A 24,160-nucleotide genomic window follows, 5' to 3' on the forward strand; every position below is an offset into this window, starting at 1 on the left:
TATGAGCATTCGAAAAATAGTATTGTTGGCTGTCCTGGTATTGTTCACCTTAGCGGGAAAAGCACAAACTGCTTCCACGAAAGTGGATTACCAGCCGGGATACCGATGGACCTTATCAGGCAATTATGTGCAGGATAAAAACTTTTACCTGCTGACCCTGATGGAAAAAGTGCCGGCGGTACAAGAGGCGTTGGCAGCCGATCCAGTACTGAAATCGCTGTTGGCCGAGCGGGCAAAAAATATTAAAGAGGCTACGGGTTATGATTTATCAAATCAGTCGATGGAGTCGATGCGGGACAAAACTTCCCATTGGGCCGATCTATTCCTGCTAAGCAACGATGAAATTGGGAAAGTGGGTGATGAGCTGAAGAAAATGTACCAATCGGATGCAGTATTGCAGGCACTGGTAACTGAACAGATTCGTCCCAGCGGAGCCTACGAACATTTTGCAGGTTTGGATGATGCGGCATTACTGGCTCAGGCCTGGAAAAGTGCTGCCAAAGGAATTAACGGAATTATCCGGACCTATGCCTTGGGCGAAAAGCCGCTCTACCCGAAAATCGATTCGGTGAGCTACGATGTGAATTCGCAATATTACCGGATGCTGATTAATATGCTGGCGAGCAATGTGGGTGACGATACAAAGCACATGAGCTTGTTCTTTCAACCTTCTCTTTCCTTTTCGCTGTGGTTGTTGAAGATGAACCACCGCGACGAGGCGGCCCGGTTTGAACCGATGGTGACCGGCGAAAATGCCAAAGCCTGGGAACAGGTACAGAGGACTAACTTTGATGAGTATCCTTATACAGCCATTCTGTTGCCCGGATACGGCCCGGAAAAGAAAGGTGTCGATTTGAGCCCGGCCGGCATGCTGCGTTGCAAACTGGCTGCTGAGCGGTATTTTGAAAAGAAAGCACCGTTTATCATCGCTTCCGGTGGCTATGTGCATCCCGACCAAACGCCATTTTGCGAAGCTGTCGAGATGAAAAAAGAATTGATGGAGCAATACGGTGTCCCGGAAAGCGCTATCATCATTGAGCCACACGCGCGGCATACCACAACGAACTACCGCAATGCGGCACGGTTGATGATTCATTACGGAATACCCATCCATAAAAAGGCGCTTTGCACCACTACCAAAGGACAAAGTTACTACATCACCGATATGGGATTTGAGAAGCGTTGTGTGGAGGCGTTTGGCTACATGCCCTACGTTCCCGGCAAACGGTTAAGCCGGAACGATACCGAGTTCACACCACGTCTTGAATCGTTGACTATTGATCCAATGGATCCGCTGGATCCGTAATTCGCATAGGTTGGATTATTGTAGGCCCGGCTGCTATCAGCCGGGCTTTTTTTATTACCCCGTCAGTGGTTGCAAACCCTGACGGTGGTTATTTTTTGAATATTTTATGCTGATGTTTTGGTCAAGGAAGACTCCAGAGGAGTCTAATCTTGTTAGAACCGATTTAACCTACAAATATATTCGACCCCGGCCGGGGTCGTACCTCTCTTATTGGGAACTCCCTTGCTAACAACATGTCATCCCGCCGGGATGAAAGCTGAAAATAGAATTTGTTCAAATGTTCTTCAGGTGTCTCCTCATCGTTGGATGTCAAACCCCGATGGTGGTATAAATTGACCTAAAAAAATACTTCGTTTATCAGCCCAGTCCAATTTAAATTCATTCAAAGCCCGTTGAAATAAGGGCGAATCGTTTAGAACGATATCTTTAAACGAAAGTCGTATCTCTGAAAAGAGCTATTAATGCGCTTGTAAAATCATTAGTGGAGAAATATCATGAGTGTGATTACCAAAAGTAAAATTGCCGATGCCATAGCATTGAAAAATCATCCGGTTGCCGTGTTCCGTTCGACTGTAAAACCCGATAATGCCGCCCAGTTTAAAGAGGGACGGTGGGGATGTGTGGTTTCGTTGTTAAATGCCGCTGCGAAAGGGAGAACAGCGGTATTCGATGAGAAATCGACCCCTTGCATGGGCGGTCAGGTTGGTCTGGGCGTGGGCTGTTACAACATGGATTTTATTACACATCTTTTGTCGGATGGTTGGCCGGATGGACGGGAAGGTGAATTCTACCTGAAGAATACAGATTTAGCCGAAAAATTCGCTACTGGGCTACCCGAGATTGTAACCGAGAAGTATATGGTGTTCAAACCACTTTCGGAATTGAAAGAAGACGAAACTCCGGAAGTCGTTATTTTCCTGGCCAATGCCGATCAGCTTTCCGCGCTGATGACGCTCGCCAACTACGACAAAGAGACGCAGGACAATGTGAAAATTGACTTTGCCGCAGGATGTCAGCAAACGGTACTGTATCCGCTGTCGGAGGCCGAAAAAGGAGGGTCAATGTGCTTTGTCGGGCTAACAGATATTTCGGTACGAAAACTGGTCGACAAAGACATTCTTTCCTTCGCTTTGCCTTATCAGCGCTTTTTAGAGTTGGAAGAGCAGGTTGAAGAGAGTTTCCTGACCAAAGGAACGTGGCTCAATATTACGCCAAGAATCAATTGATTGGTCGGACAGATCTACCCCGGTTTTTTGTTGCAGTCGCCTTAGCACCTTGGCGATTCTTCGTACCTTGAAGGAGGTTATCAATTGAACGGGTTCTGTGTTTACGCTATGTGTTGTGCCCTTTTACAATAAGTCTGTGCGTATTTTTAATTTGGTCAATCTGTTGGGGTAGGACATTAGCCTGTTTCGCAAATACTTCCCATTTACTTACAGCGTCAATAACCTGTTGAATTATTGCTTTTCTCGAACTAATGTTATTCTCCTCTCCAACTTTAAGCAGGTCATTGATTTCGAAATTATCCCTTTTCCCATTTATTGACAACTGGTGACGGCTGGTCCATATCCCCGCAGGGTTATAGCTATAGGACACATCATAAGCCGGGGAAAGTGACCAATGACCGGTTTTGTGCATCAAAAAAGAGATATTTTTTGCGTGGTCGTCCTGGTTCCGGGCCACTACATTGAACACCATTCTCCGGAATTGCTCAACAAAATCTTTATGTGGTAACCGCATTTTCCTGAGAATCGTGAAAACCTGTTCATATGAATAAGTGTCTGGCCGTCTGTAATCAAAACCAGCCAGGCCACTTAAGGTTTGCATATGCACTTTTTCACCATCGGTGCGGTCAAAACGCCTGGTGATGAAATGGGCGCGGTTGCCTTCGGATAACAGCTTCGATTCAGACATGTTTATACCGGCATCTTTGGCCATTTTGTAGTAAGCATATTCGATTCGTCCGTATCCTTCCGGGTCTCCATGTATATCATTTGTTACCCCGTCAAGTTTGATAAGCCAATCGGAATGGTCCGCCCCGTGTAAAATGTCCCCCGGTTTATATACCTGGTTAATTTCATCGAAGGCCAGTATGGCTTTTGCCCTGGCTCCACCAGCAGAGGTCCCGGTCCTCCAAATTTTAGTCAATAAACTTTCCGCGCGGTCCGAATAACTTTGCTGACCGTCTGAAGTGAACAGTTTGCGGGTAATTTCAACAAGTTCAGAAGGATTAATGTTCGTTGGTTTAAAATCCTCCCCAGCCAGAACGGGTTCAAATTCGAGCGCCCCCATACCTCTTTTACCGACGTAGCCGAGTCTTTCGAGAGGTGTGAGGTTATCGATAGTCTTTCCTTGGTTTTCCAACCAGGCTCTCATGATGTAATTACCGAAGTCATCAGGCAGTGAGTCAGCAACCGTAGGAGGTAGCCCCTTAAATGTCTTATAATTGAAATCATAAGGGTTAAATTCATAAGAATAGTCTTCCCTTAAAGGCATTAAAAGAGGAGCAATCTCCAGACCGTCTTTAACAAAATCGGGGCTGTACCTAAAAACAGAAACTTTGCGACTTTCATCCCAGGTTAGCGCACCAACAAACTGATCCCATATACGAACATCAATATTCATCGTTTATTCTTTTTGGAAGCACGTTTACGTTTTTTTCTCTCGATTTCCCGTAGTTGAAGTGGGTTTATTTGGGGAGGTTGGAGGATGTGATCCAGGTATTCAAGCTTGTTTAAGGCCCTCAATATTCTTAATAAGGTAATCATCGTGAAGGCTTTCCCGTTTTCTATCCTGGAGATTTCATCAGGTCCTTTACCGATCATATCTCCAAGTTCCTGTTGTGTAATATTCTGGTTTAGGCGGAAACCTTTCAGCCTTTTTCCTATCTCAGCAATAATCTGCTTTTCGGACAATTCATACCAGGGGTGAAAATTGACACGCATAACTAAAGATTATGATTGTGTAAATATACAACTTAAAGTCGATATTGGTCATTATTTTGTATATATACACAATAAATGAGATATTGATAGGTCTCATGACGTTGTCATTTTTTTAAGGAACAAAAAGAAGCTCCGGACGGACTCAACCGGTGGAAAACCGGCCTTCACTTACACCGAAGCCCTTCTTATTTTATCACGTAAAACCAGACGGAGCAGAGAATACCAGCTGCCAGGAGGATGCCAAAATGCAGGCTCATGCGTCTTTTCACCGTTTTGCTACTCAGTGACAGTGCATACATCATTTTTAGTAGGTTGTTGCTGTTGGTGGCATTCAGGATGGCCAGCGCCACGACAAACACATCGAGGGTGCTCTTTTGCTGCAACAGGTTCATCAGGAACGGGTCGATATCGGTGACCCCCACCACAAAGGCCAGGGTCGTTACACCTGCACTTCCGTAAGCCTGCGAAACGTAATGGGTAATGAGTCCGAACAATACGAACAGGAGTCCGAAGACCAGGGCGGTCCTGAATTCGAGCGGGTTCCGGCTGGTACTCTCTACCTGTTTGCCGGTTATTTCCTGTTTTTCAGCTTTCATCAAAGCGGTGCGCGAGAGCACCATTGAAACCACGAACAACAGGAGGAACGGTATCACCAGCCGGAGGGCCACGGCGGTGTTGAACAGGAATGCCAGCAGGAGAATGCGCAGGTACATCATGCCGTTGGCCATCATAATAGCCGAGACGGCTTCGGCGCCCAGACTTTCACTCTTTTCTTTCCTGGCCAGGATCACGGTAGTAGCAGTTGAGCTGTACAGTCCACCCAGGATACCGGTAATCGTCAGACTCGATTTGGGGAATACCAGTTTCTTCAACAGGTAGCTGGCATAGGAGATGCCCGAAACCACTACGATGGCGAGCCAGATATGATATGGCGAAACGGGAATGGAATCGGAGATATTTTCATGCGGCAGCAAGGGAAGAATGATTCCCGCGAAAGCGATAAACTTAGCAAGTGTTATAAATTCGTCCTGCGATACCTTTTGCATGATGGTGACGAACTCGTCCTTCATTTCGGTAATGACCAGGATGGCTACCACAAACGACAGCGTCAGCCAGATGGGCTGCGTCATGATAAGCAACGGAATGGAGTAGGTGAGTAGTGCCAGGATGATGCTGGTGAGCCCGTATTTTTGCTGTTCTTTTATCTTCAGATAATAGTGAATGCCGAGGAGCAGACCCAGGATGATAAAGCCTGTGAGAAAGGGAACGAACGATTTCTCGTTGACGACAATGAGCAGGTAGCCGAGCAGCCCGATAAAGGTAAAAGTTCGGTCGGTACCGAAGAGTTCGGCGGCCTCTTTGGAGGAGTGATGACGGCGCTGTTCGAGGCCGATCAGTAGCGAGAAAACCAAAACCAGCAGGAAGTGGATAATTTCATCGGGAATGTTGGGTACAAAGTTCATCGGTTCTTTCCTTATCCGTTTACCATGAATAAAGATAGGATTTCGCGTTCATTTTGCATAATTATTTTTCAGGCATCCAAGTATCAGGCTTCCCGGGAACTCAGTGTTTCTTCAATGTCTTGTCCAGGAAGGTGACCATATACTTCACGGTTTGGTCGAACCAGGGATGTACCTGCCAAAAGGAATGTACACTGTTGGGAATAGTATGTACGTTGTTGTAAATATGGTACTTGTCGAGGACTGAAATGACACTGTCGCGTCCGGCATGGAAACGGGGCTGAGCACTGTTGATGAACAGCATGGGCGGTGTATCCTTCCCGGCGTAAATCATAGGAGACGCTTCCACCCATTTGGCCCGATTCTCTTTCAGCGTGGCACCCAACCAGTAAGCGCCTGCCGAGCGTTTGCCGGGAATTTGAGCCTTTGCACTTTCTGCCGGCGTGGTGAAATCGAGGATGCCATCCATGTCGATAATGGCCTGTACTTTCGACGAAACCTGGTTGTTTCCCTCATTGCCTTCAAACTTCTTCATATCGCCGGTCATACCGACCAACGCAGCCAGCTGACCGCCTGCGGAACTTCCGGAGATAGCGATTCTGTCCGGATCGATATCATACTTTTTCGCGTTCGCCCTTAGATAACGGATAGCTGCTTTGATGTCGTAAACCGCTGCCGGATATAGTGCCTCAGGAGATAACCTGTATTCGACTGCTGCAGTGACGTAGCCTTTAGCAGCGATTTGCTGAGCCATGGGTACCTGTGCTTCTTTGCTTCCGGAGCGCCAGCCACCGCCAAAAACCAGAATCACCGCAGGGTACTTTCCCTCTTTCTCCGGCCGGAATAAATCGAGGTGCAATTCACGCTTGCCGTAAGGAGTGTTGGGCAGAGTTGCGTAGACTACATTCTATTCTGTTTTAACGCCTTCGGGCAACTCCGGCTTCACGGGCGTAACGTTGGGATAGTGTTTTTTAATTTTCACCCAGGCCGAGTAAGGTGTGTAAGAAGTGTCGCGCGGAATGGGTTTCGCACCGTCGGTTTGTGCGGAAGCAGTTCCGGCCATAATGAAAAGCAGTAGCAGAAGTCGGATAGCTCGTATCATGGAATTGAGTTTGTCAGGAACAAATCTTACTAAACAAAGTCATTTTGACAAGTTCCGTTCCATTTTAATTGTTGTTTTATGGCTATAGTACTTGACCACCAGTGGTTAACTGTTCGTAATAAGTCCTTAACAATAAAAACTACAGAAACGATCGTAACAACAGTAACGGCGAAGCTCAACCTGAAACTTGTAACCTGAAATTTCTAAATCGAAGATCCGGAATCTTTCTTCTTAACCAACTTTCTCAAAAGAAAAGGGGCCATCGCTGCAGCTGCAGGATGGCCCCGGGTTAAAAGCCCAACTGTATGAATGATTTGTTTTTATCGTTCCTTTTCAGGAATTGGATTAATATCCATCGTTTTGAGAGCTCTGTGGGTTGACGGAAATCTCTTGCTCCGGAATGGGCAGCAGTACGTTTTTGTCTTTGAATCCGGCACCCGAAATGGACATGTAATCCTCCTGACCGTTGGTAAACGTTCCTTCCGGAATCATTTTACCCTGGTCAGCCAGCACGTTCTTCGCGTCGCCCCAGCGAACGAGGTCCTGGAAGCGTACGCCTTCGAACGACAATTCCAGGCGGCGTTCATTCTTGATATCAGCGAAAAGCTGGTCGCCCGATGAGGTGAGGGCAGGCAGATTTACGCGGGCCCGTACCTGGTTGATGAGCGGAAGGGCTTTGCCATCCTGACCACTGCGGTTGTATGCTTCGGCGGCCATCAGCAGGACGTCGGCATAGCGCATTAGGCGGATGTTGGTGGCGTAGTTCAGCTCTTTTACGCTGGTTGCGCTGGTATTCGACTCATCGGCCCATGAACCGTATTTGAGACGAACATAGCCTTCACATTCCCAGGGATAGGAATTGCCCTGATCGGCATTCCGCAGTTTTCCGCCGTGCGCGATTAACTGGTCTTCGCTCATCATGGCTGCGTTCCTACGTACGGTATCGTTGGCGGCAGTGTAAGCGTTCCATAGCGATTTCTGCGGATAAGCAAATCCCCATCCTGCTACCAGTCCGGTATTGCCACCGTCAAACCATCCGTCACCACGCGGACCGCAAAGCTGCCAGTGGATGTTACTTTCGGTATTACGGCCGTTGTTGCCCCACTGGAAGTTGCCCCAGTCGTAGTTTTTCTCGGCGGAGTAGGAAATTTCGAACAACGACTCTTTCCCGAATTCCTGTCCTTTACGGAGAACCTGAGAGTAGTCGGAAATCAGTCCGTATTCGCCTGAGTCGATAACTTTCTGGAACTCGGCAGCTGCATCGGCATACTTTTTCTCGTAGAGCAACGATTTACCCAACATAGCCTGCGCCATTCCCTTGGACACGCGCACTTTGTCGGCTGCCGATTGCTGGCTTTTCAGCGGAAGATCAGGGATAGCCTCGTTGAGGTCCTTCTCAATCTGCGCCCAGATGTCGGCTACTTTAGCGCGTGGCTGGTTATACTGGTCGGGTGACGATGCCGGTTCGGTTACCAGCGGTACTTGTCCCCACAGGGTAACCAGGTCGAAATACAGCATCGCACGCAACGATTTCGCTTCGGCAATAGCCTGCTTCTTCGCATCCGATTCGGGTTTGATGTTCGCAATCACCAGGTTGGCGCGGTAAATACCCCAATACGACATCTGGAACAACCAGGTGATTACCGGGTTGCTGGAACTGTAACGGAACTCATTGATTTCCTCGTAGGGAGGCTGGTCACCGCGGTGTCCTCCACCGGTATAGATTTCGTCGGACAACAGGGTTTTCAGCATCCACATGCTGTCCCAGTCGTAGGCGTACATCGATTGAAGTATATCGTAAACACCCAGCACGGCACCTTTAGCGTCGGCATCGGTTTTATAGAAGCTGTCCACAGGGATGGAGCCTTCGGGCGTGGTGTCCAGGAATGATTGAGAACAGCCCGACAGGAAGAAAATGGCGGATAGTAACGCCACCTTGAATTTATATTTTTTGATCTGCATGTTCATTGCGTTTTAGTTGATTAGAATGAAATGGAGGTTCCGAACATCACTTTACGGGCGGTAGGATACGTTCCCCGGTCGATACCAATGTTGTTGTTATTGTTGTTGTTGGTACCGGCTTCCGGGTCCATACCGATGTAATTGGTGAAAGTGAAGAAATCATCGAGTGATACATAGAACCGGGCAGATTTCATATGTAAGTTCTGCATCAGTGATTTGGGAAGATTGTATCCCAACTGAATCTGCTTGATGCGCATGAAAGCTCCGTTGAATACCAGGAGGTCACTGTTCCATGCTTTGGGATCAGTTCCTGCACGTGGCTCGGTCGCCGTGGTATTATCAGCCGTCCAGCGGTTTTTGAAGAAATATTCCGGACGATTGATGGTCGGACGGTCGTTACGAATCCAGCCCATCAATACATCGTTACCGGAAGTTCCCTGGAAGTTCACATTGAAATCGAAGTTCTTGTACGATGCGTCGAGACTTCCACCGTAATAGAGGCTCGGAATGGCACTTCCAATGTACTGTTTATCGGCTTCCGTTACATTATTGGTCGGCTGACCACTTTTGTCGAGGAAGATCGGATCGCCGGTTTTTGGGTCGATGCCTTTGGTCTTGTAACCATAGAAGAACCAGAGCGGCTCGCCTTTTTGAACCGCCGTGGCAGTCCATCCCGGTCCCACCTGGGCACCGTAGAGACGGTCGAGTGTCGGGTTGAGGTAGGTTACTTCGTTCTTCAGCGTCGACATATTCAGGTGAATACCGTAATTGAAATCATGGATCTTATTGCGGTATCCCAATTCGAACTCAAAACCCTTATTCGTTACGTCGCCGGCGTTGATGGGCGATGCTGCGTTTCCGGCTTCCAGTGCAGGCGTATTTTGCGTGATGAGATCGGTTGTTTTCTTGTTGTAGTAGTCCATGGTGAACGTCAACCGGTCGCGGAAGGCACGAAGATCAAGGCCCACATCTGTCTGAACACTGGTTTCCCAGCGGAGATTCGGGTTTTCGAGCTGTGATGGTTCGAAAACGGTGCCGAATGAACCATCGGCCATCGGGTAGGTCAGCGCATATCCATTACTGGTCGATGAGATGAGTGAAGCATAGCTGTAGTTCCCCAGGTTGGAGAGGCTACCGTTCTGACCCCAGCTGGCACGAAGTTTAGCACTGGTGACGAAGGATTTCGGGAAGAAATCTTCGTTGGAAATTACCCATCCACCCGATACGGCAGGGAAGATTCCCCAACGGCCGCTTTTGGGCAATTGTGACAGGCCGGCTCCATCGCGACGCAGACTACCTTCGAGGAGGTATTTGTCTTTGTAGTTGTATGACAAACGGCTGAAGTAACTTACTTTCCGATTGTCATAAATGCGACCGTTTACCTGGTCGTTTTTCTGTGATGAGATGAAGTCGAGCTGAGCATATGCCGGATTTTCCATAATCATCGGACCACCCTGTGCATTGGTAATGCGGTGTGTGGCTTTTTCGGATGACATACCCAACAGTAACGTCAGGTCATGATCGCCGAACTTGTGGTTATACGAAGCAAAGTTTTCGAACATCCAGTCTTTCCAAAGATCATTGTTATCAATCACCTTGGTTGCACTGTTATTCCGCTCTGCGGTATAGTAATACGTCGGATTCCAGGTATGATAATTCTGGTAAGTGAGGTTCAGGTTGAACCGTGAGGTGATGGTCAATCCCTTCAGCGGCGTCAGCACAGCGTACACATTTCCCTGCAGTTGATCCTGCTGGGTCTGGTCTTTGGTGATGGCCTGCGTAACGAATGGATTGACAATTTCTCCGAAAACGTATTTGGAAATACCATAGTAATTTCCGTCCGGCGCTTTCAAAATCGGATTTCCGTTGTTGATGAAAGTCTGAACGTGTGCGGGTACATCGCCGGTATATTCTACCGGGGTAGCCGGGTCAATCATCAGAGCGCTACCGATAACTCCACCAAACTCGCCACCCGATTCGTTAATGGCGGCACGTTGACTGTTGGAGTAAGCGAATGTATTTCCGACTTTCATCCAGGGCAGAATCTGGTGGTCGGAGTTCAGCCGAACAGTGTAGCGTTTGTATTTGTCCTTCGGACCTACCACGATACCATCCTGATTGAGGTACGACATCGACAGCATGTAGGTAGAACCATCTTTCCCTCCCGAGAAGGAGATATGATGCTTCTGCATGGGAGCGGTTTCGAAAATAGCGCCCAGCCAGTCGGTGTTGTAGGTCTGGTCGACATTCGAAATTAATCCGGCTTCGTTCATGAAGGTGCTGTACTGTGAAGTATTCATCAACTTCGGTGTATGCCCTACGCTTTGGATGCCGTATTGGAAATCATAAGTGATGGTGGGTTTCCCCGATTTTCCTTTTTTCGTGGTGATGATGACAACACCATTACCACCTTCGGCTCCGTAAATGGCAGTGGAGGCTGCGTCTTTCAATACCTCCATGGAACTGATATCATCCGGATCGAGGTTCGAAATATCGGTGGTTTTGATACCATCGACGATGTAGATCGGATTGGAGTTGTTGTTCGATGAGTATCCGCGAATCCTTACTTTGATGGGGGCTCCCGGAGCTCCGGATGCGTTAATAACCTGCACGCCAGAGGTTTTTCCCTGCAGTGCCTGCTGTGCTTGCGAAACCGAAGTGTTGCCGATGTCGCTTGAATTCACACTGGCGATGGCACCGGTGACTACGCTTTTCTTTTGTACACCGTATCCCACGGCTACTACCTCGCCAAGACCAATGCTTTCTTCTTCCATCTTTAAATTGATGGTGCTTTGTCCGGTGTAGGCAACTTCCTTGTTCTTCATTCCCACGAAGGAGTAAAGAAGGGTTACGTTTTCCGGAACATTGGTCAGGTGATAAATACCGTTAGCATCGGTAATGGTACCTTGGGTAGTACCTTTAATCACTACGGTTACACCGGGAAGAGGTGCTCCGCTTCCGTCTGTCACTTTACCCGAGACTTCGTGTCCCTGAGGTTGAGCATTCCCCGTGGCATCATCAGAGGTGCGCGACAGAACAATGTGATTTTCGTTGATGCTGTAGTTGACCGGTGTGCCTGCGAATAAGGCATCGAGTACATCCTGCAGGCTGGTTTCCTGCTCATCCAGGCTTACTCTCCGGTTGACATCGATTAACTCGCTGCTGTAAATGAAGGAGTAGCCCGTTTGCTTCTCGATCGTTCTCAGGACATTCCTGACAGTTGTGTTGTTTACGTTCAGCGATAAATTGGCGTTTTGCGCGGTTGTTTTGTTCGCAAATGAGCTGAATGTGGCCAGTAAGACCATGAGTAGTGTCACTCTCATTTTGACAAAGATTTTAGCTCCCCACATTTCCCTGAGGAAAGGAGGTGCCTGTTTAGAGACTTTTTTCATAGATTTGAAACACTTTTGATTAAACTATATTTACGGATATGGTTTTTTCGGCCGGTGAGGTTCTGCCCAATCTCACCGGCCTTTTTCATTTACCGTTGTATTGCATAGATTTTAATTTGTTTTCTGGTATACGTTTGATCGGCCCGCTGTTTCTCCGCCGTAACCTCGTAGCGAATAGGCAGGGCTTTTTTCAGCAGGTTCAATGTTTGCATCAATTGTTCTTTTTGGAAGGTGGCGGTAATCGGCATTTCTTTCAGCACATCGTTCGCCAGAATGATATTGACATTGTACCACCGGCTTAGCTTTTTCACGGCGATACCCAGTTTTTCATCCACAAAAATTAGCTTGCCATCGCGCCATGCGGCATACTGCATGGGGTTAACCTTATTGATGGTAAAGGTTTTATTTTCGAGGTTGAGACGCGCCTGTTGTCCCGGTTTGATGTCTACTTTCTTGTTGATGTGGTCCGACGTCAGCGAAATATGGCCCCGGGTTAGCGTTGCTTCAAAATATTTGTCCTGAGAATAGGCGTTCAGATTGAACTCAGTACCGGTAACGGTTGTGGTCATCAACGGATTCTCGACAATGAACGGCCGTTTAGCATTGTGTGTGACCTTGAAGTAAGCCTCACCGTCGACGAAAACTTTGCGCTCTTTCCTTGCAAATTTCACCGGATAACGAAGCCGGGTTCCGTCGTTCAGCCAGACCTGGGTTCCGTCGGCCAGTTCTACTTTGGTAATGCAGCCCGGTTTGGTGAATATTTCCCGGTAGGTGAGTTTCTCCGAGCGGGAAGACTGGTATTGACGAACGGACCACCATCCGGTGAAAACCAGTAGCGGGATGAACAGTATCGCCGCAATTTTCCGGAAGCCGTTGATAAATCGTTGAGAACGCGATCGCTTCCCGGAAATCTTTTCGGAACTTTCTTCATCGAGAAGGTCGATGCGGCGGTGAATGGAATGCAGCATTGAATCGAAATCGGGAGCAGGGCCTTTGATGGCTACGCGGTTCTCCTCCCAAATCTCGGTGAGGTAGCTGCGTACCAATAGCTCATTCTCCGGAAGAGCCATCCACGAAACAACTTCCCGGGCGGCTTGCTTGTCCAGTTTTCCACTTAAATATTGTAAGAGCAAGTCTTTATTCATCAACAGCAATTCGTTTTACACAGATAATACGTAGGGAACCATCTCAACCCCTATCGATGTGTTTTATAACACATTCTTGGGATGGGGGCTCCGTTTTCTTTTCTGAGTAAAGGCTTAGCTGTTCTGGTAGTCTGTTTGGTTTTCGGAGGTTTACCGAACAAAAAGGAAGAAAAATAACACGCCCAGGATGCCGTATTGTGACAGTTTCTCCCGGAAGGTACGCAAAGCTGCGGTCATCTGATTTTCGACAGTTTTTACCGAAATACTCAACTGCTCGGCAATCTCTTTATTCGATAATCCTTTTTCCCGGCTTAACAGGAATATTTCTTTTCTTTTTTCCGGCAGTTTTTCCAGAATGTCATGGTATATCTTGTCGATGTTGAAGAACTCGATTTCCAGCTCTGCATTGTCATCATTTATTGGAAGTTCCTGGTTGTTATCGGATTGAATGGTTGCCAACAGATTTTGTTTTCTCAACTGGGTAATGACGTCCCGGTAGGCAATGGTAAACAGGTAAGATTTGAACGAGAATTTTTCTTCGATGGTATTACGACGTTCCCAAACCTTGACGAATACATTTTGCACGATCTCTTCCGCGTCCGCTGGATTTTTCAGGATGCTTGTTACAAAGGCGTACAATCCTTCGGCATATCTTTCGTACAGCGCGTCGAATGCCTCGTGATCTCCTTTTTTCAGGCTGGATATTAGCTTCAGGTCTGTAGTTTCGTTCATCTCTTATGTTAAGATAACTGCACGTGTTAGGTTGCTGAACCTGCGATTTTAATTGGTAAAAGTGAGAAAAAAAAATTACATCTTCAATTAAAGGGGTGACACGAAAATAGCCCGCCATTTTGTTATTGTGACGAATCGAGAGGTAGTAATGTACTTATGTGTTGATTTGGGCAAAGGATTGGTCGCTTTTCCTGAACTTGCGATCCTCGCGGTATTTGCCGGGAGTAATGCCGGTTTCTTTTTGAAATGCGCGGATGAAGGAATTCAACGACCCGAATCCGGACAGATCGCCAATATGTTCCAGCGTATAGCCGTCGAACGATTCGGTTTCGAGCATTTGGCGCGCTTCGTTTACCCGGAAATGATTGACGTAAGAACAGAAATTCATGCCGTAATGCTTGTTGATAATGCCTGAAACATAAGTCCGGTTACTGTTGATCATTTTCGATACTTCCCAAATTTTCAAGTCTTTGTTGAGGTAAGCTTTTTCTGAGGTAAAATATTCCTCCAGCTTAACTACCACATCGTTGGGTTCGTTTTCCGGACGTTCTTCCTGGAGGTACATTTCGTCGAGTTTGACAATCTGACTAACGATCTGATCTTGACGGTTTCCCAGGTAGCCGATAATGAACAGGAGTATCGAGAAGATGAACGACGGAATGAGCAGTTTTATGCTGTTGTCGAGAAACGTATTGCGTCCCAGCGCATTGAAGATGAATCCTGCCAGCGAGGTCAGCAACAGGAAGATATACATCAGTTGTGCCCAATTGAGATTCAATTCTTCGGGGTTGGAATAGTATTGAGCAATATTTTCTTTGTGATGTCTGATGAGCCGTATGTTTAATACCAGGTAAGCAAATATCTGAATCCCAAAAACCAGTCGGCTCAGAAAGAAGAGCATTTGGTAGGCATCAATCCACGGATTACCGGAAAGGTAAAAAGAATGTGTCCCATGTTCTAAATGATGAATGTACGTGAGCCGGTTAATCGGGCCCATAAATATAATCAGCAAGAGACTGGTAACGGCTACAATTGCTCCGGGAAGGTAATGCAACAAGTCGGCTGGTTTCAGGCGGGTTTCGACCGTTAATAGCCTTATGTAGTGGTAATACATTGGAAAGACAGCCAGACTGGTGAGCGTATATATCCATTCGTACCAGGTGAAAATCCCAAAATTATGTGTGAAGTAAAATGCGTGTCCCAGGTAAAGAAAGAATGCCACTATCATAAATACCCCAAGCATAAACTTGGCCCGATTCATTCGAAACGTCCCGATGGTAAGTACAATGGCCCAAAACAGGGTCGCGTAGAGCGGATTGAGTACAGCTAAATATCGTATCATAAGCTGTTGGTGCAGTAATCAATTAATTCTTGAATGCGACAAAATGAGATCAACAACCTAAGGGGGAAGAAAAATGTACCAATTGAAAATTGGTTTTTACCTTCTGCAAGATACAAATAATCTTTTTGTCATACTTTCAAATGCATTAAGGTAAATGAATACAGTATTTTTTTGGGTGTTTTTTTGGAGTAGATACACCTGTTTCTCTCTCCTGTCGTTTGTGTCTGTCACAGCTGCAGGTGGCAACTTGGTTCACATTACACATTGAGTTTTGTGCTTAGGTTACATTTCAGGTGAAAGGCAAATGTTTGTGCCATCTGCACATGAAGGGTGTTCCGGTCGGGGCACCCTTCTTCATTGGGGCCATTCATCACTGCTGTTGATACGCGAATTAGGGATGAATGGAGATTTAATTTAAAACCGCAATCCGGTGTCCAATGTCTTCTCTACCGGGCTGGCCAGCATTCGTTTGGGAATCACCTTCAACGCTTCCTGCAAAAGAAACTCGATGAGGCGGTCACTCTTCGATATACGGGTGGTAACCAGACTGATTTCACGGACAGGTGGTGTTCCGGCTATTTCTTTTATCATTTGCTCTTTCTCAGGACTTACCGAAAGGGTGGCCATTTCGGGAATGAAAGTAATACCGCCGCTGTTTTCCACCACCCGGCAAAGTGATTCGATGGAGTTGGACAGATAAACGATATTCTGGTACTCACCGGGTTCTTTCGCATACACACATACCGAATCGACCTGGTTTTGAAAACAGTTTCCTTCCTGCAGATACCACATCTCTTTCAAATCAACGTTATTTAAATCAATGCTTCCAGCTGAGTACAACTCGTGCTGTTCGGACACATAGAGGTAGAATTTCTCATAGAAAAGCGGACGGAAGACCATTCCCGGCGCCGACACCGGAGTGGAGATGAAGCCTGCATCCAACTGGCCGTTTTTCAGTTGGGTGATAATCTCTTCAGTCTTTAATTCCTTTACCGTTAGCCGGATGTCGGGATATTTCTGAGTGAACTGATCGAGAAACATGGTAAACCAATAAGGGGCAAGTGTTGAGATGACTCCTACCCGGAGTTCTCCCTCCGGCTTTTTCTCCAGCTCGAATGGCAAATCCTTCAGCTTATCAGCCAATTGCAACAGTTCCCGTGTCTGTCCGGCAAAGATTTCTCCTTCTGTAGTAAGCGTTATCCGGTTGGGTGAGCGCTTGAACAACTGTATCCCCAGCTCTTCCTCCAGCTTGCTGATTTGCAGGCTGAGGGCAGGTTGCGAAATGTGCAGTCTTTTCGCTGCCAGCGAGAAAGAATCGTGTTGGCTTAACTCCAGGACGTATGATAATTGCAAAAGTGTCATTGTATAATCTTTTACTTATGGATATATAAATATTTATAAAAATAGAAAATATCACCTTTGAAATATCAAAAACGGAAACAAACAATTTAAATATCGAATCATGGAAACAAAAAGAACAAACAACAACGTAGTAGCGCAACTGAATAATGTACTGGCCGACCTGCAAATCGTTTATCAAAACATGCGGGCGATGCACTGGCTGATTAAAGGCCCCGATTTTTATCAACAACATAAGATGTTTGAAGGATTTTATACGGAGTTGGCTGATGTTGTCGATGAGGTGGCCGAAAGAATCCTAACATTGGGTGGCGTACCGTATCACCAGTTTAGCGAATACCTCGATCAGACCAGTATCGAACCGGTCGCCGAAGTACCTCGCGGCAAGGAAACATTGAAAATCACTGTGGAGAATTTTGAACACTTGCTTGGCGAATATCGCGAAGTATTGGAAGCCGCTTCGAACGCCGGTGACGAGGGAACGGTCGCGCTGTTTAGCGAATTAATTGCCTCTATCGAGAAGAAACTGTGGATGTTGAATGCCACTTTATCCTAAAACCAGAACGTATTACCCAAAAACAATGTATCAAATGGAAAATCTGAATGAAAATCAAGTGGCTTATCCAATGCCACGCATCGGAGATGCGGCGCCCGAATTTCAGGCCGTAACAACACAAGGGAATATCAACTTCCCAGCAGATTATAAAGGGAATTGGGTCATTCTTTTCAGTCACCCGGCCGATTTTACCCCGGTGTGCACCTCCGAATTCATGACCTTCGCTACGCTGGAAGAGAAATTTGCCGAAGCCAACTGTAAGCTGGTTGGGCTATCAGTCGACGGTTTATATAGCCACATTGCCTGGTTGCGGACAATCAAGGAGAAGATTGAGTACCGCGATATGAAGAATGTGGAAGTGAAATTCCCGCTTATCGAAGATATCTCGATGAATGTGGCGAAGAAATACGGTATGATTCAGCCGGGTGAGAGCTCTACGCAGGCCGTGCGAGCCGTGTTCATCATCGACCCGAAAGGCGTTATCCGGACCATCATCTATTATCCGCTGAGCCTGGGACGGAACTTCGACGAGTTGTACCGCGCTTTGGTAGCTCTGCAGGCAGCAGATGCATTTGGTGTTGCCACTCCGGCCGACTGGCGTCCGGGCGACGATGTGATTATTTCACCTGCCGGTTCGTGTGGAAAGGCTCAGGACCGCATGGAAGGAAAAGAGGAAGAGCTCGATTGTAAAGATTGGTTCTTCTGTACGAAGAAAATCAGTAAAGAGAAAGTATTGGAGAAAGTGCTGAAGAAATAAGTTCTGTTCCCATATTCTGATAGTAACAACCCCGAGGGTATCTGCATTGGCAGATGCCCTTTTTTATGGCTGCGGCGGTGAGCTTTCCAGTGTGTGGTAGGTGATGAAGCGCGTTTCGCCACTTTGTCCGTTCACATCGAAAGTTTCGGTTGAATTGCCAACGGCAGGAGTTAAATGTAAAGTGAGATGATTCTGTCCATTATGAAGTGGAACGCGGATGTAGTCAACCTCGTAAGGCAGGGTTTGCCAGTTGCGGGTGTCGGCTTTTTCAGTGACCGCGTTTGCCAGACTAACGAGCATGCCCAAAGCATCGTTCTCTTTGCTGGCAGCTGCTTCAATTCCTTTTTTGACGGCCAGTCTCAAAATGGCTTTTCCCATTTCGCGCAGCAAGCGGTCGTGCAACGTTTTGTGTGCTATCGCATCGATGTTTTCTGCTAATTCAAGTTGGTAGGTTTTCCCGGAAGCAGTTGTTAAAGTAGCGGAGTTATACACTGGTTGCCGGTCGGAGTAGCGGGGCATGGCCACCCGGATGATACGTAAATCGTCGAGACCTGATTTTTCATGAGATGAGAGATCGCCTATGTAGACCGGGAATGAGAGTCCGTACTGGTCGTTCACAAAGTTTGCCCAGCCTCCTTTGCCCTTTACCATCGTGAAATTCACCGACCATTCACTCTTCACCGGCCCCAATCCGTTAAGCCAAAAGAAAACCGCGGAAGACCCGATGGAATCGGTTGGCTGATACTGAAAGCCAAACTGATCTTCGTACTGGTGCTGTTCTTGTGTAAAACCGGTTAGCGCAGCCGTTCGGACTAAATCATGTTTCAATTGTTCGGGGGCTGTCAGTCCAAAATTTTTAGCGTAGCTGCTTTGATAAACTTCGTAAGCATTCCGGTAGGAGATGAAGGCGTTGTTATAGTCTTTCAGTGCATCGTAAATGAGGCCGGTGAGAAGATGCGCAAAGGCATCGTCCTGGTACCGGTTCTTGTGGTCGGGGTACTTGTCGTTTATCTCATGTAGCTGAATATTGATTCGGCGGCATTCCACCAGCGCATCATCGTATTGTTTCAGGTCGATGTAGTTGAGGGCCTGATAAAAATGAATAAGCACTTTTTCGAAGTCTTCCGCCCGGTAAGGGGTAGCCATTGGATTGGTGACCAGGGCCAGCGCCTCAGCGCCGTAATTGGTGCTGTAATCTTCAATCATGTGGTCGGCCTCGCCAAATAGCTTGATGCTTTCGCGGTAATCACCCAGCATGCGTGTGGTAACTCCACGGTTGAGCAGGTAGAGCAACCGGTCTTTGGGTTTTACCTTTTTCTCCGCCTGCTGAATGATTTTCTCGGCATTTTCGATGTTGCCACTTTCGAATGCCTGGTAAAATGCCTGATTTTTTTGGTAATAGGTGGCACATCCGGTGAAAAGCAACAACGGAAAAAGACACAATCCGGTAAGGAAAAATATTTTCTTCATGCCGGGAAAGGGTTTGACAAGTTTGCGGAAATGGGAAAACAGCCCCGTGTTTTCCGGTTAACGGAACAGGGCTGTTTTATTTTTTTGATACGGATTTTAGTTACGAATGGCTTTCTTAATTTTCTTTTCGCCCATCCAAACTACCTCATTGGTTTCGAGATTGGTTAGCTCTTCGTTTACCTGGTAGTAAACGACTTTTTCGCGCTTGTATGAATCGACGATAGAGCTGATATCTCCCTGCATAATGAAGTCTGCACCCAGCTCGCGTCCCCATTTGGCTGCTGTGCTCGGCGAGGCATAGGTGTTTTGGTCCTGACGTTCTGCACGGAGTTCATCGCGTTTGGCACCGGCCTGTACCAGGCGAACTTTCCCACTGTTGATAAACGACCGCTCAATGTCTTTAATGTATGTATCGGTATCGATGTGCTCATGCGATTTGTTGTAAACCAATCCTACAACCACAACAGGTTTGCGGCCGTGTGCTCGTTCAAAATCGTCGAGCCAGCGTTGATTGAGCACCTGTTCGGTGAGTGCTTGTGCCGTTAGTCGCGAGTCTGTATCGTTCCAGCGACCGCTCAAATCGATAGCCTGGTCGGTGGCTACACGGGTTACTTGTCGTGAACAGGAGCCCAGTATCAGGGCAAAAGTTATCAGGGCAAATAGTTGAATTTGTCTTTTCATGATGATTCCTTTTGGTTACAATCTATTTTCGGTTTTCTCTTTTACAAAATATGTACCGTAAGTTAAGGCGATTGTTCGAATTATGCCATCATTTCGGTTGCCCCAATTGATAAAAAATGGCAAAAATCGCTTTTAAAGATTAATAACCTTAGTCATCTGTTTAACTGAGAAAAACAAATGTTAATCGTTACTCAGTAACTGCGATAAGATAAACGAATATTTATCGGTTGTTGCGTCGATGTCGTCCAATAGTGTGCTGGAACCATAATGCCCGGCGTTTTCTTCTACCCGAAGCAGAATAGGATGTGTTTGTGCTGCCCTGCTCTGCATTGCTGCGGCAAACTTGTATGATTGAAAGGGCGGGACACGTTCGTCGTTGTCGGAGGTCATGATGAGCATGGCTGGATAATCCACGTTGGGCTGTATGTTCTGCAGTGGAGAATAACTGAGCATGTTGACGAACTCGGTGGAGTCAGCAACGGTTCCAAATTCATCGGTATTCACGTTTCCTACGGTGAACTTCTCCAGTCTCAACATATCAAATGCTCCCACTTGCGGTACTACAGCTTTGAACAAGTCTGGTTGTTGGATAGCCGCAGAGGCGACCAGCATTCCGCCATGCGAGGCTCCTGAAATGGCCAGTTTCGACGGATTGGTGTAATGCTGACGAATGAGCCATTTCGCACCATCGATGAAATCGTTGATACAGGTTTGTTTGTGAAGGTCCTTACCGGCCAGTGCCCGGTCGCTCCCCAGGTCGCCGCCTCCGCGGATAGCAGCATAGGCATAAATACCTCCTTTCTTCAGGAACAGAACAATTCCCGGGTCGAAATGTGGCATTGATAGTACGCCAAAACCTCCGTACCCTTCCAGCAGTGTGGGGTTATTGCCTTCTTTTTTCATTCCATTCATATAAACCAGGAAAATAGGAACCTTCACACTGTCGCGAGTGGTATAAAGTGCCCTTTTCGCCACAATGTCTTCGTAGTCAAAGGATACTTCTGTTTTCTCAACCGGCTTGTTGTCGTAGTTATAAAGATTCAACGAGAAAAGTACTCTTGGCAAAGTGAAACCTGACAAATAGTACAGGAGTTCGTCACCATCTGCACTTTCGCTGAACCCGAAAACGTTGGTTCCGAGCATCAACTCTTTTGAATGAAGCAACTTTCCTTCATAATTGTAAACCGATAGGATAGGTTGGAACGGTGTCTGGTGAGCTACTACTAATTTTTCATCAGTGAGGATGACGTCTGTTAAAACGGCATTCGGAAATTCAGGTACCAACGTCTTCCATTGATAAGGATTTTTGGGGTCAATTTCGACCACGATACCATTTTGTGAATTGTGCCATGTCTTGGCGATGAACTTACCATGGTATGATCCAACGATATTGATGTCGTCCGGAAATTTCATCAATAGCGGTTTCAGGATGGGATTGGGATCATTAAAATCGATGTAGAATATATTGAAGGTTCCCGTCGCGGGCACTTCTTCCTTCAGAACGAAAAAACGTTCTTTGTTGGTGGTATTAAATTCAAATTGTCGTGTCGGATCGTTTCGTTTAAAAACCAGTTGATCCTCATCCTGCGATGTTCCTACTTTATGGTAAAATACTTCCTGGTTCAATGTCTTTTCGAGTCGTTTTTTGTTTGGGTAACGACTATAATAGAAGCCGTCGCCCCGCCAGGCCAGTGGCGAGAATTTCAGGTTAACCAAATGATCTTTCAGGTGACGTCCCGATTCGAGTGAGACAATATTGGCCTCTGCCCAGTCACTTCCGTTTCGGACGTACTCATAAGCCAGTAGCTTCGAACTTTTGTTCGGACGATAGTATCGGAGCGTTATTTTGTCGTGAGAAGAAATGTAGTTCGGGTCGACCAGTAAGTTCCAGTCTGCTTTCAGGTTATCTTTGTAAACGAGTGCTGCAACACCGAACTTGTTATAGTAGCCGTATCCGAAATAGTATTTGCCCATTTTTCTGACAATCTTGTATTTGGCGTAGCTGTACTGATCTATTTTTGTTTTGGTACTGAACTGATAGCCGGTTTTCTTCAGGTATTTTTTCGAAAGGTCTTTTTCGGCTTCCAGCCACTGGTTTAGTTCAGGAGCTTGCAAATTCTCCATCCACCGATAATCATCGTGAACAACATAGTCGTGATAGAAGGTGTCTACCGTAGCACTTTTCTTTGCTGGTGGATAGGTCAGCGGTTGCGCGGTTAATGTAAAAGGTAAAAGCAGAAGGATGGTCATTAATCTTTTCATTGGTCGTCTTTCTTTGCATCGGCGTTCCGGTCCAGAACCTTTGCGAAATGGGATTTTCGGTTAGCTTTTGAAGCGGAATATCGATTGGTCAGTATAATATTCCTGTTAAAATACAGATTTTGTTAAGTAAATCAATATCCTTTTTTCCTGCGATGATATTTATCCATGTTTTTTTGAAGGGCAGCACCGCTTGAGTTTTTTATCTTTGCCCGAAAACACTCATGAGCTTCCGGAACATCCTTTTTGATTTAGATGGCACGCTGACCGACCCCAAAGAGGGAATTTTCAACTCCATTCTTTATGCTTTGTGCGAAATGAATATTGAAGCGCCTGAAGAAGAGACGCTCCTTTCTTTTATCGGTCCGCCTCTGCACGATTCGTTTAAGCATCATTTTTCCCTTACGGATGAAGAAGCTGAAGAAGCGGTTGAACTGTATCGGGTTTATTTTCCTGAAAAAGGGATGTACGAAAATGAGTTGTATGAGGGAATTCCCGAATTGCTTTCAGCTGTGAAAGCGGCAGGAAAGAAGATCTATCTCGCCACTAGCAAACCCAAAGTGTATGCTACTGAAATTCTTCGTCATTTTGGCTTACTGCCCTTTTTCGATGGAATTTCCGGCCCGGAACTGGATGGTACCCGAAATCATAAAGCGGAAGTAATTGAATTTCTTATTCAAGTATATGGCATCGTTCCGGAGGAATCTTTAATGATTGGCGACCGGTTGCACGATATGAAAGGAGCGGGCGCACACAACATAAAAGCGGTTGGCGTTACCTATGGATACGGTTCAGATGAAGAGCTTAAGGAAAACGGTGCCTGGAAACTGGTTGACTCGGTTGAGGAACTGAGGGTTTTAGTGATGGAAAATTAAGGCAAAGCCCCAGGTGAGAGGGCGAAATGATGAGTAGGTGAAAAAGAGAGAAAGGTTTGGATTAATCGTTTCTAACCCGCATTCTCAATTTTTTCCCGAAGAATCGGGACTCCATTATCAATTCTGTTTTACCACTTGATAGGAGTTTTTCCGTGTTGTTCAAGGTAGGCGTTGGTTTTGCTAAAATGCCGGCAGCCGAAAAAGCCGCGGTCGGCTGAGAAAGGAGAGGGGTGTGGTGCCTTTAGCACGAGATGTTTATTGGTATCGATGAATTCGCCTTTTCGTTGAGCGTAAGCTCCCCAAAGTAAAAACACCAGGTTTTCTTTTTCTTCGGCCAGTTTACGAACTACCGCATCGGTGAATGTTTCCCAGCCTTTGTTTTGATGCGAACCGGCTTGGCGAGCCCGGACAGTTAATGTAGCGTTGAGCAGGAAAACGCCCTGATGTGCCCATCGCTCGAGATTTCCGCTTTTGGGTGCGGGAATATTTAAATCGTTGTTCAGCTCTTTGAAGATATTTTGTAGTGAGGGGGGAAAAGCGATGCCATCCTGAACAGAGAAGCAAAGTCCGTGCGCTTGTCCTGGGCCATGATAAGGATCTTGTCCGAGTACTACCACTTTTACCTGATCGAACGGGCAGGAATCGAAAGCATTGAACATTTTCTTCCCGGGGGGATAGATGGTATGTTTGGCATATTCCTCTTTAACAAACTTCACCAACGATTCAAAATAGGGTTGATCGAATTCTCCGTTTAATACTTTCTTCCAGCTTTCTTCTATTTTGACATCCATAAAAAGAGAGATGTTAGATTTCAGGT

Annotated in this window: 20 protein-coding genes; 5 read left to right on the top strand and 15 right to left on the bottom strand. The window is 46.6% G+C overall.

The annotated features are described in order from the left end of the window. The first annotated feature begins 1 nt into the window (after window position 1). Together AC060N_RS05525 and AC060N_RS05530 are read left to right on the top strand one after the other, a co-directional pair. Window positions 2-1,306, top strand: a complete 1,305-nt coding sequence (locus AC060N_RS05525) for a YdcF family protein (protein WP_479526217.1) — start codon at window positions 2-4, stop codon at window positions 1,304-1,306. Between the two features lie 494 nt (window positions 1,307-1,800). Then, entirely contained in the window at window positions 1,801-2,532 is a 732-nt protein-coding gene (locus AC060N_RS05530) for a DUF169 domain-containing protein (protein WP_479526218.1), read from the top strand. Between the two features lie 106 nt (window positions 2,533-2,638). Here AC060N_RS05530 and AC060N_RS05535 read toward each other — a convergent pair whose 3' ends face one another. The 11 genes from AC060N_RS05535 to AC060N_RS05585 all read right to left on the bottom strand — a co-directional run bounded on the left by AC060N_RS05535 (window position 2,639) and on the right by AC060N_RS05585 (window position 16,748). After that, window positions 2,639-3,931: a type II toxin-antitoxin system HipA family toxin gene (locus AC060N_RS05535; protein ID WP_479526219.1), complete on the bottom strand. Its 1,293-nt coding sequence runs from the start codon at window positions 3,929-3,931 to the stop codon at window positions 2,639-2,641. After that, window positions 3,928-4,251, bottom strand: a complete 324-nt coding sequence (locus AC060N_RS05540; protein ID WP_153639576.1) for a helix-turn-helix domain-containing protein — start codon at window positions 4,249-4,251, stop codon at window positions 3,928-3,930. The genes AC060N_RS05535 and AC060N_RS05540 overlap by 4 nt, the downstream gene beginning before the upstream one ends. Before the next feature lie 185 nt (window positions 4,252-4,436). Continuing rightward, on the bottom strand, window positions 4,437-5,714 hold the full coding sequence (locus AC060N_RS05545) for an MgtC/SapB family protein (protein ID WP_153638171.1): 1,278 nt from the start codon (window positions 5,712-5,714) through the stop codon (window positions 4,437-4,439). Between the two features lie 100 nt (window positions 5,715-5,814). Beyond that, entirely contained in the window at window positions 5,815-6,570 is a 756-nt protein-coding gene (locus AC060N_RS05550) for an alpha/beta hydrolase fold domain-containing protein (RefSeq protein WP_479526220.1), read from the bottom strand. Between the two features lie 48 nt (window positions 6,571-6,618). Further along, window positions 6,619-6,813, bottom strand: coding sequence for a hypothetical protein (locus AC060N_RS05555; protein ID WP_479526221.1), 195 nt, complete (start codon window positions 6,811-6,813; stop codon window positions 6,619-6,621). 345 nt (window positions 6,814-7,158) lie between these two features. After that, entirely contained in the window at window positions 7,159-8,775 is a 1,617-nt protein-coding gene (locus AC060N_RS05560) for a RagB/SusD family nutrient uptake outer membrane protein (RefSeq protein ID WP_479526222.1), read from the bottom strand. 20 nt (window positions 8,776-8,795) lie between these two features. Then, on the bottom strand, window positions 8,796-12,167 hold the full coding sequence (locus AC060N_RS05565; protein WP_479526223.1) for a TonB-dependent receptor: 3,372 nt from the start codon (window positions 12,165-12,167) through the stop codon (window positions 8,796-8,798). A gap of 89 nt (window positions 12,168-12,256) precedes the next feature. Further along, on the bottom strand, window positions 12,257-13,312 hold the full coding sequence (locus tag AC060N_RS05570) for a FecR family protein (protein ID WP_479526224.1): 1,056 nt from the start codon (window positions 13,310-13,312) through the stop codon (window positions 12,257-12,259). Window positions 13,313-13,462: 150 nt separating this feature from the next. Then, window positions 13,463-14,044 (bottom strand): RNA polymerase sigma factor, encoded by a 582-nt coding sequence (locus tag AC060N_RS05575; protein WP_479526225.1) that lies wholly within the window; start codon window positions 14,042-14,044, stop codon window positions 13,463-13,465. A 154-nt stretch (window positions 14,045-14,198) separates the two neighbouring features. Then, window positions 14,199-15,386, bottom strand: coding sequence for a helix-turn-helix domain-containing protein (locus tag AC060N_RS05580; protein WP_479526226.1), 1,188 nt, complete (start codon window positions 15,384-15,386; stop codon window positions 14,199-14,201). A gap of 414 nt (window positions 15,387-15,800) precedes the next feature. Continuing rightward, the gene (locus AC060N_RS05585) at window positions 15,801-16,748 is read right to left on the bottom strand and encodes a LysR family transcriptional regulator (protein ID WP_479526227.1); all 948 of its coding nucleotides are present in this window, start codon (window positions 16,746-16,748) and stop codon (window positions 15,801-15,803) included. Between the two features lie 100 nt (window positions 16,749-16,848). Here AC060N_RS05585 and AC060N_RS05590 point away from each other — a divergent pair, with 100 nt between their 5' ends. Both AC060N_RS05590 and AC060N_RS05595 read left to right on the top strand, forming a co-directional pair. After that, the gene (locus tag AC060N_RS05590) at window positions 16,849-17,301 is read left to right on the top strand and encodes a Dps family protein (RefSeq protein WP_479526228.1); all 453 of its coding nucleotides are present in this window, start codon (window positions 16,849-16,851) and stop codon (window positions 17,299-17,301) included. Between the two features lie 34 nt (window positions 17,302-17,335). Next, a complete protein-coding gene (locus tag AC060N_RS05595) occupies window positions 17,336-18,058 on the top strand; it encodes a peroxiredoxin (protein ID WP_479526229.1) in 723 nt (240 codons plus the stop codon). 63 nt (window positions 18,059-18,121) lie between these two features. Here AC060N_RS05595 and AC060N_RS05600 read toward each other — a convergent pair whose 3' ends face one another. From AC060N_RS05600 to AC060N_RS05610, 3 genes are all read right to left on the bottom strand, one after another. Further along, entirely contained in the window at window positions 18,122-19,528 is a 1,407-nt protein-coding gene (locus AC060N_RS05600) for a COG3014 family protein (RefSeq protein ID WP_479526230.1), read from the bottom strand. 96 nt (window positions 19,529-19,624) lie between these two features. Next, entirely contained in the window at window positions 19,625-20,209 is a 585-nt protein-coding gene (locus tag AC060N_RS05605; RefSeq protein WP_479526231.1) for a penicillin-binding protein activator LpoB, read from the bottom strand. A gap of 180 nt (window positions 20,210-20,389) precedes the next feature. After that, entirely contained in the window at window positions 20,390-22,471 is a 2,082-nt protein-coding gene (locus AC060N_RS05610; RefSeq protein ID WP_479526232.1) for a prolyl oligopeptidase family serine peptidase, read from the bottom strand. 221 nt (window positions 22,472-22,692) lie between these two features. Here AC060N_RS05610 and AC060N_RS05615 point away from each other — a divergent pair, with 221 nt between their 5' ends. After that, window positions 22,693-23,343, top strand: a complete 651-nt coding sequence (locus AC060N_RS05615; protein ID WP_479526233.1) for an HAD family hydrolase — start codon at window positions 22,693-22,695, stop codon at window positions 23,341-23,343. 128 nt (window positions 23,344-23,471) lie between these two features. Here AC060N_RS05615 and ung read toward each other — a convergent pair whose 3' ends face one another. After that, window positions 23,472-24,134 (bottom strand): uracil-DNA glycosylase, encoded by a 663-nt coding sequence (gene ung, locus AC060N_RS05620; RefSeq protein WP_479526234.1) that lies wholly within the window; start codon window positions 24,132-24,134, stop codon window positions 23,472-23,474. Window positions 24,135-24,160 lie beyond the last annotated feature (26 nt).

The organism is Prolixibacter sp. DSM 2831 (assembly GCF_056493735.1).

Excerpts from the sequence above, each read along its gene's own strand:
- AC060N_RS05525 (WP_479526217.1), top strand. The coding sequence starts at position 2 with ATGAGCATTCGAAAAATAGTATTGTTGGCTGTCCTGGTATTGTTCACC.
- AC060N_RS05530 (WP_479526218.1), top strand. The coding sequence starts at position 1,801 with ATGAGTGTGATTACCAAAAGTAAAATTGCCGATGCCATAGCATTGAAA.
- AC060N_RS05535 (WP_479526219.1), bottom strand. The coding sequence starts at position 3,931 with ATGAATATTGATGTTCGTATATGGGATCAGTTTGTTGGTGCGCTAACC.
- AC060N_RS05540 (WP_153639576.1), bottom strand. The coding sequence starts at position 4,251 with ATGCGTGTCAATTTTCACCCCTGGTATGAATTGTCCGAAAAGCAGATT.
- AC060N_RS05545 (WP_153638171.1), bottom strand. The coding sequence starts at position 5,714 with ATGAACTTTGTACCCAACATTCCCGATGAAATTATCCACTTCCTGCTG.
- AC060N_RS05555 (WP_479526221.1), bottom strand. The coding sequence starts at position 6,813 with ATGATACGAGCTATCCGACTTCTGCTACTGCTTTTCATTATGGCCGGA.
- AC060N_RS05560 (WP_479526222.1), bottom strand. The coding sequence starts at position 8,775 with ATGCAGATCAAAAAATATAAATTCAAGGTGGCGTTACTATCCGCCATT.
- AC060N_RS05565 (WP_479526223.1), bottom strand. The coding sequence starts at position 12,167 with ATGAAAAAAGTCTCTAAACAGGCACCTCCTTTCCTCAGGGAAATGTGG.
- AC060N_RS05570 (WP_479526224.1), bottom strand. The coding sequence starts at position 13,312 with ATGAATAAAGACTTGCTCTTACAATATTTAAGTGGAAAACTGGACAAG.
- AC060N_RS05575 (WP_479526225.1), bottom strand. The coding sequence starts at position 14,044 with ATGAACGAAACTACAGACCTGAAGCTAATATCCAGCCTGAAAAAAGGA.
- AC060N_RS05580 (WP_479526226.1), bottom strand. The coding sequence starts at position 15,386 with ATGATACGATATTTAGCTGTACTCAATCCGCTCTACGCGACCCTGTTT.
- AC060N_RS05585 (WP_479526227.1), bottom strand. The coding sequence starts at position 16,748 with ATGACACTTTTGCAATTATCATACGTCCTGGAGTTAAGCCAACACGAT.
- AC060N_RS05590 (WP_479526228.1), top strand. The coding sequence starts at position 16,849 with ATGGAAACAAAAAGAACAAACAACAACGTAGTAGCGCAACTGAATAAT.
- AC060N_RS05595 (WP_479526229.1), top strand. The coding sequence starts at position 17,336 with ATGGAAAATCTGAATGAAAATCAAGTGGCTTATCCAATGCCACGCATC.
- AC060N_RS05600 (WP_479526230.1), bottom strand. The coding sequence starts at position 19,528 with ATGAAGAAAATATTTTTCCTTACCGGATTGTGTCTTTTTCCGTTGTTG.
- AC060N_RS05605 (WP_479526231.1), bottom strand. The coding sequence starts at position 20,209 with ATGAAAAGACAAATTCAACTATTTGCCCTGATAACTTTTGCCCTGATA.
- AC060N_RS05610 (WP_479526232.1), bottom strand. The coding sequence starts at position 22,471 with ATGAAAAGATTAATGACCATCCTTCTGCTTTTACCTTTTACATTAACC.
- AC060N_RS05615 (WP_479526233.1), top strand. The coding sequence starts at position 22,693 with ATGAGCTTCCGGAACATCCTTTTTGATTTAGATGGCACGCTGACCGAC.
- ung (WP_479526234.1), bottom strand. The coding sequence starts at position 24,134 with ATGGATGTCAAAATAGAAGAAAGCTGGAAGAAAGTATTAAACGGAGAA.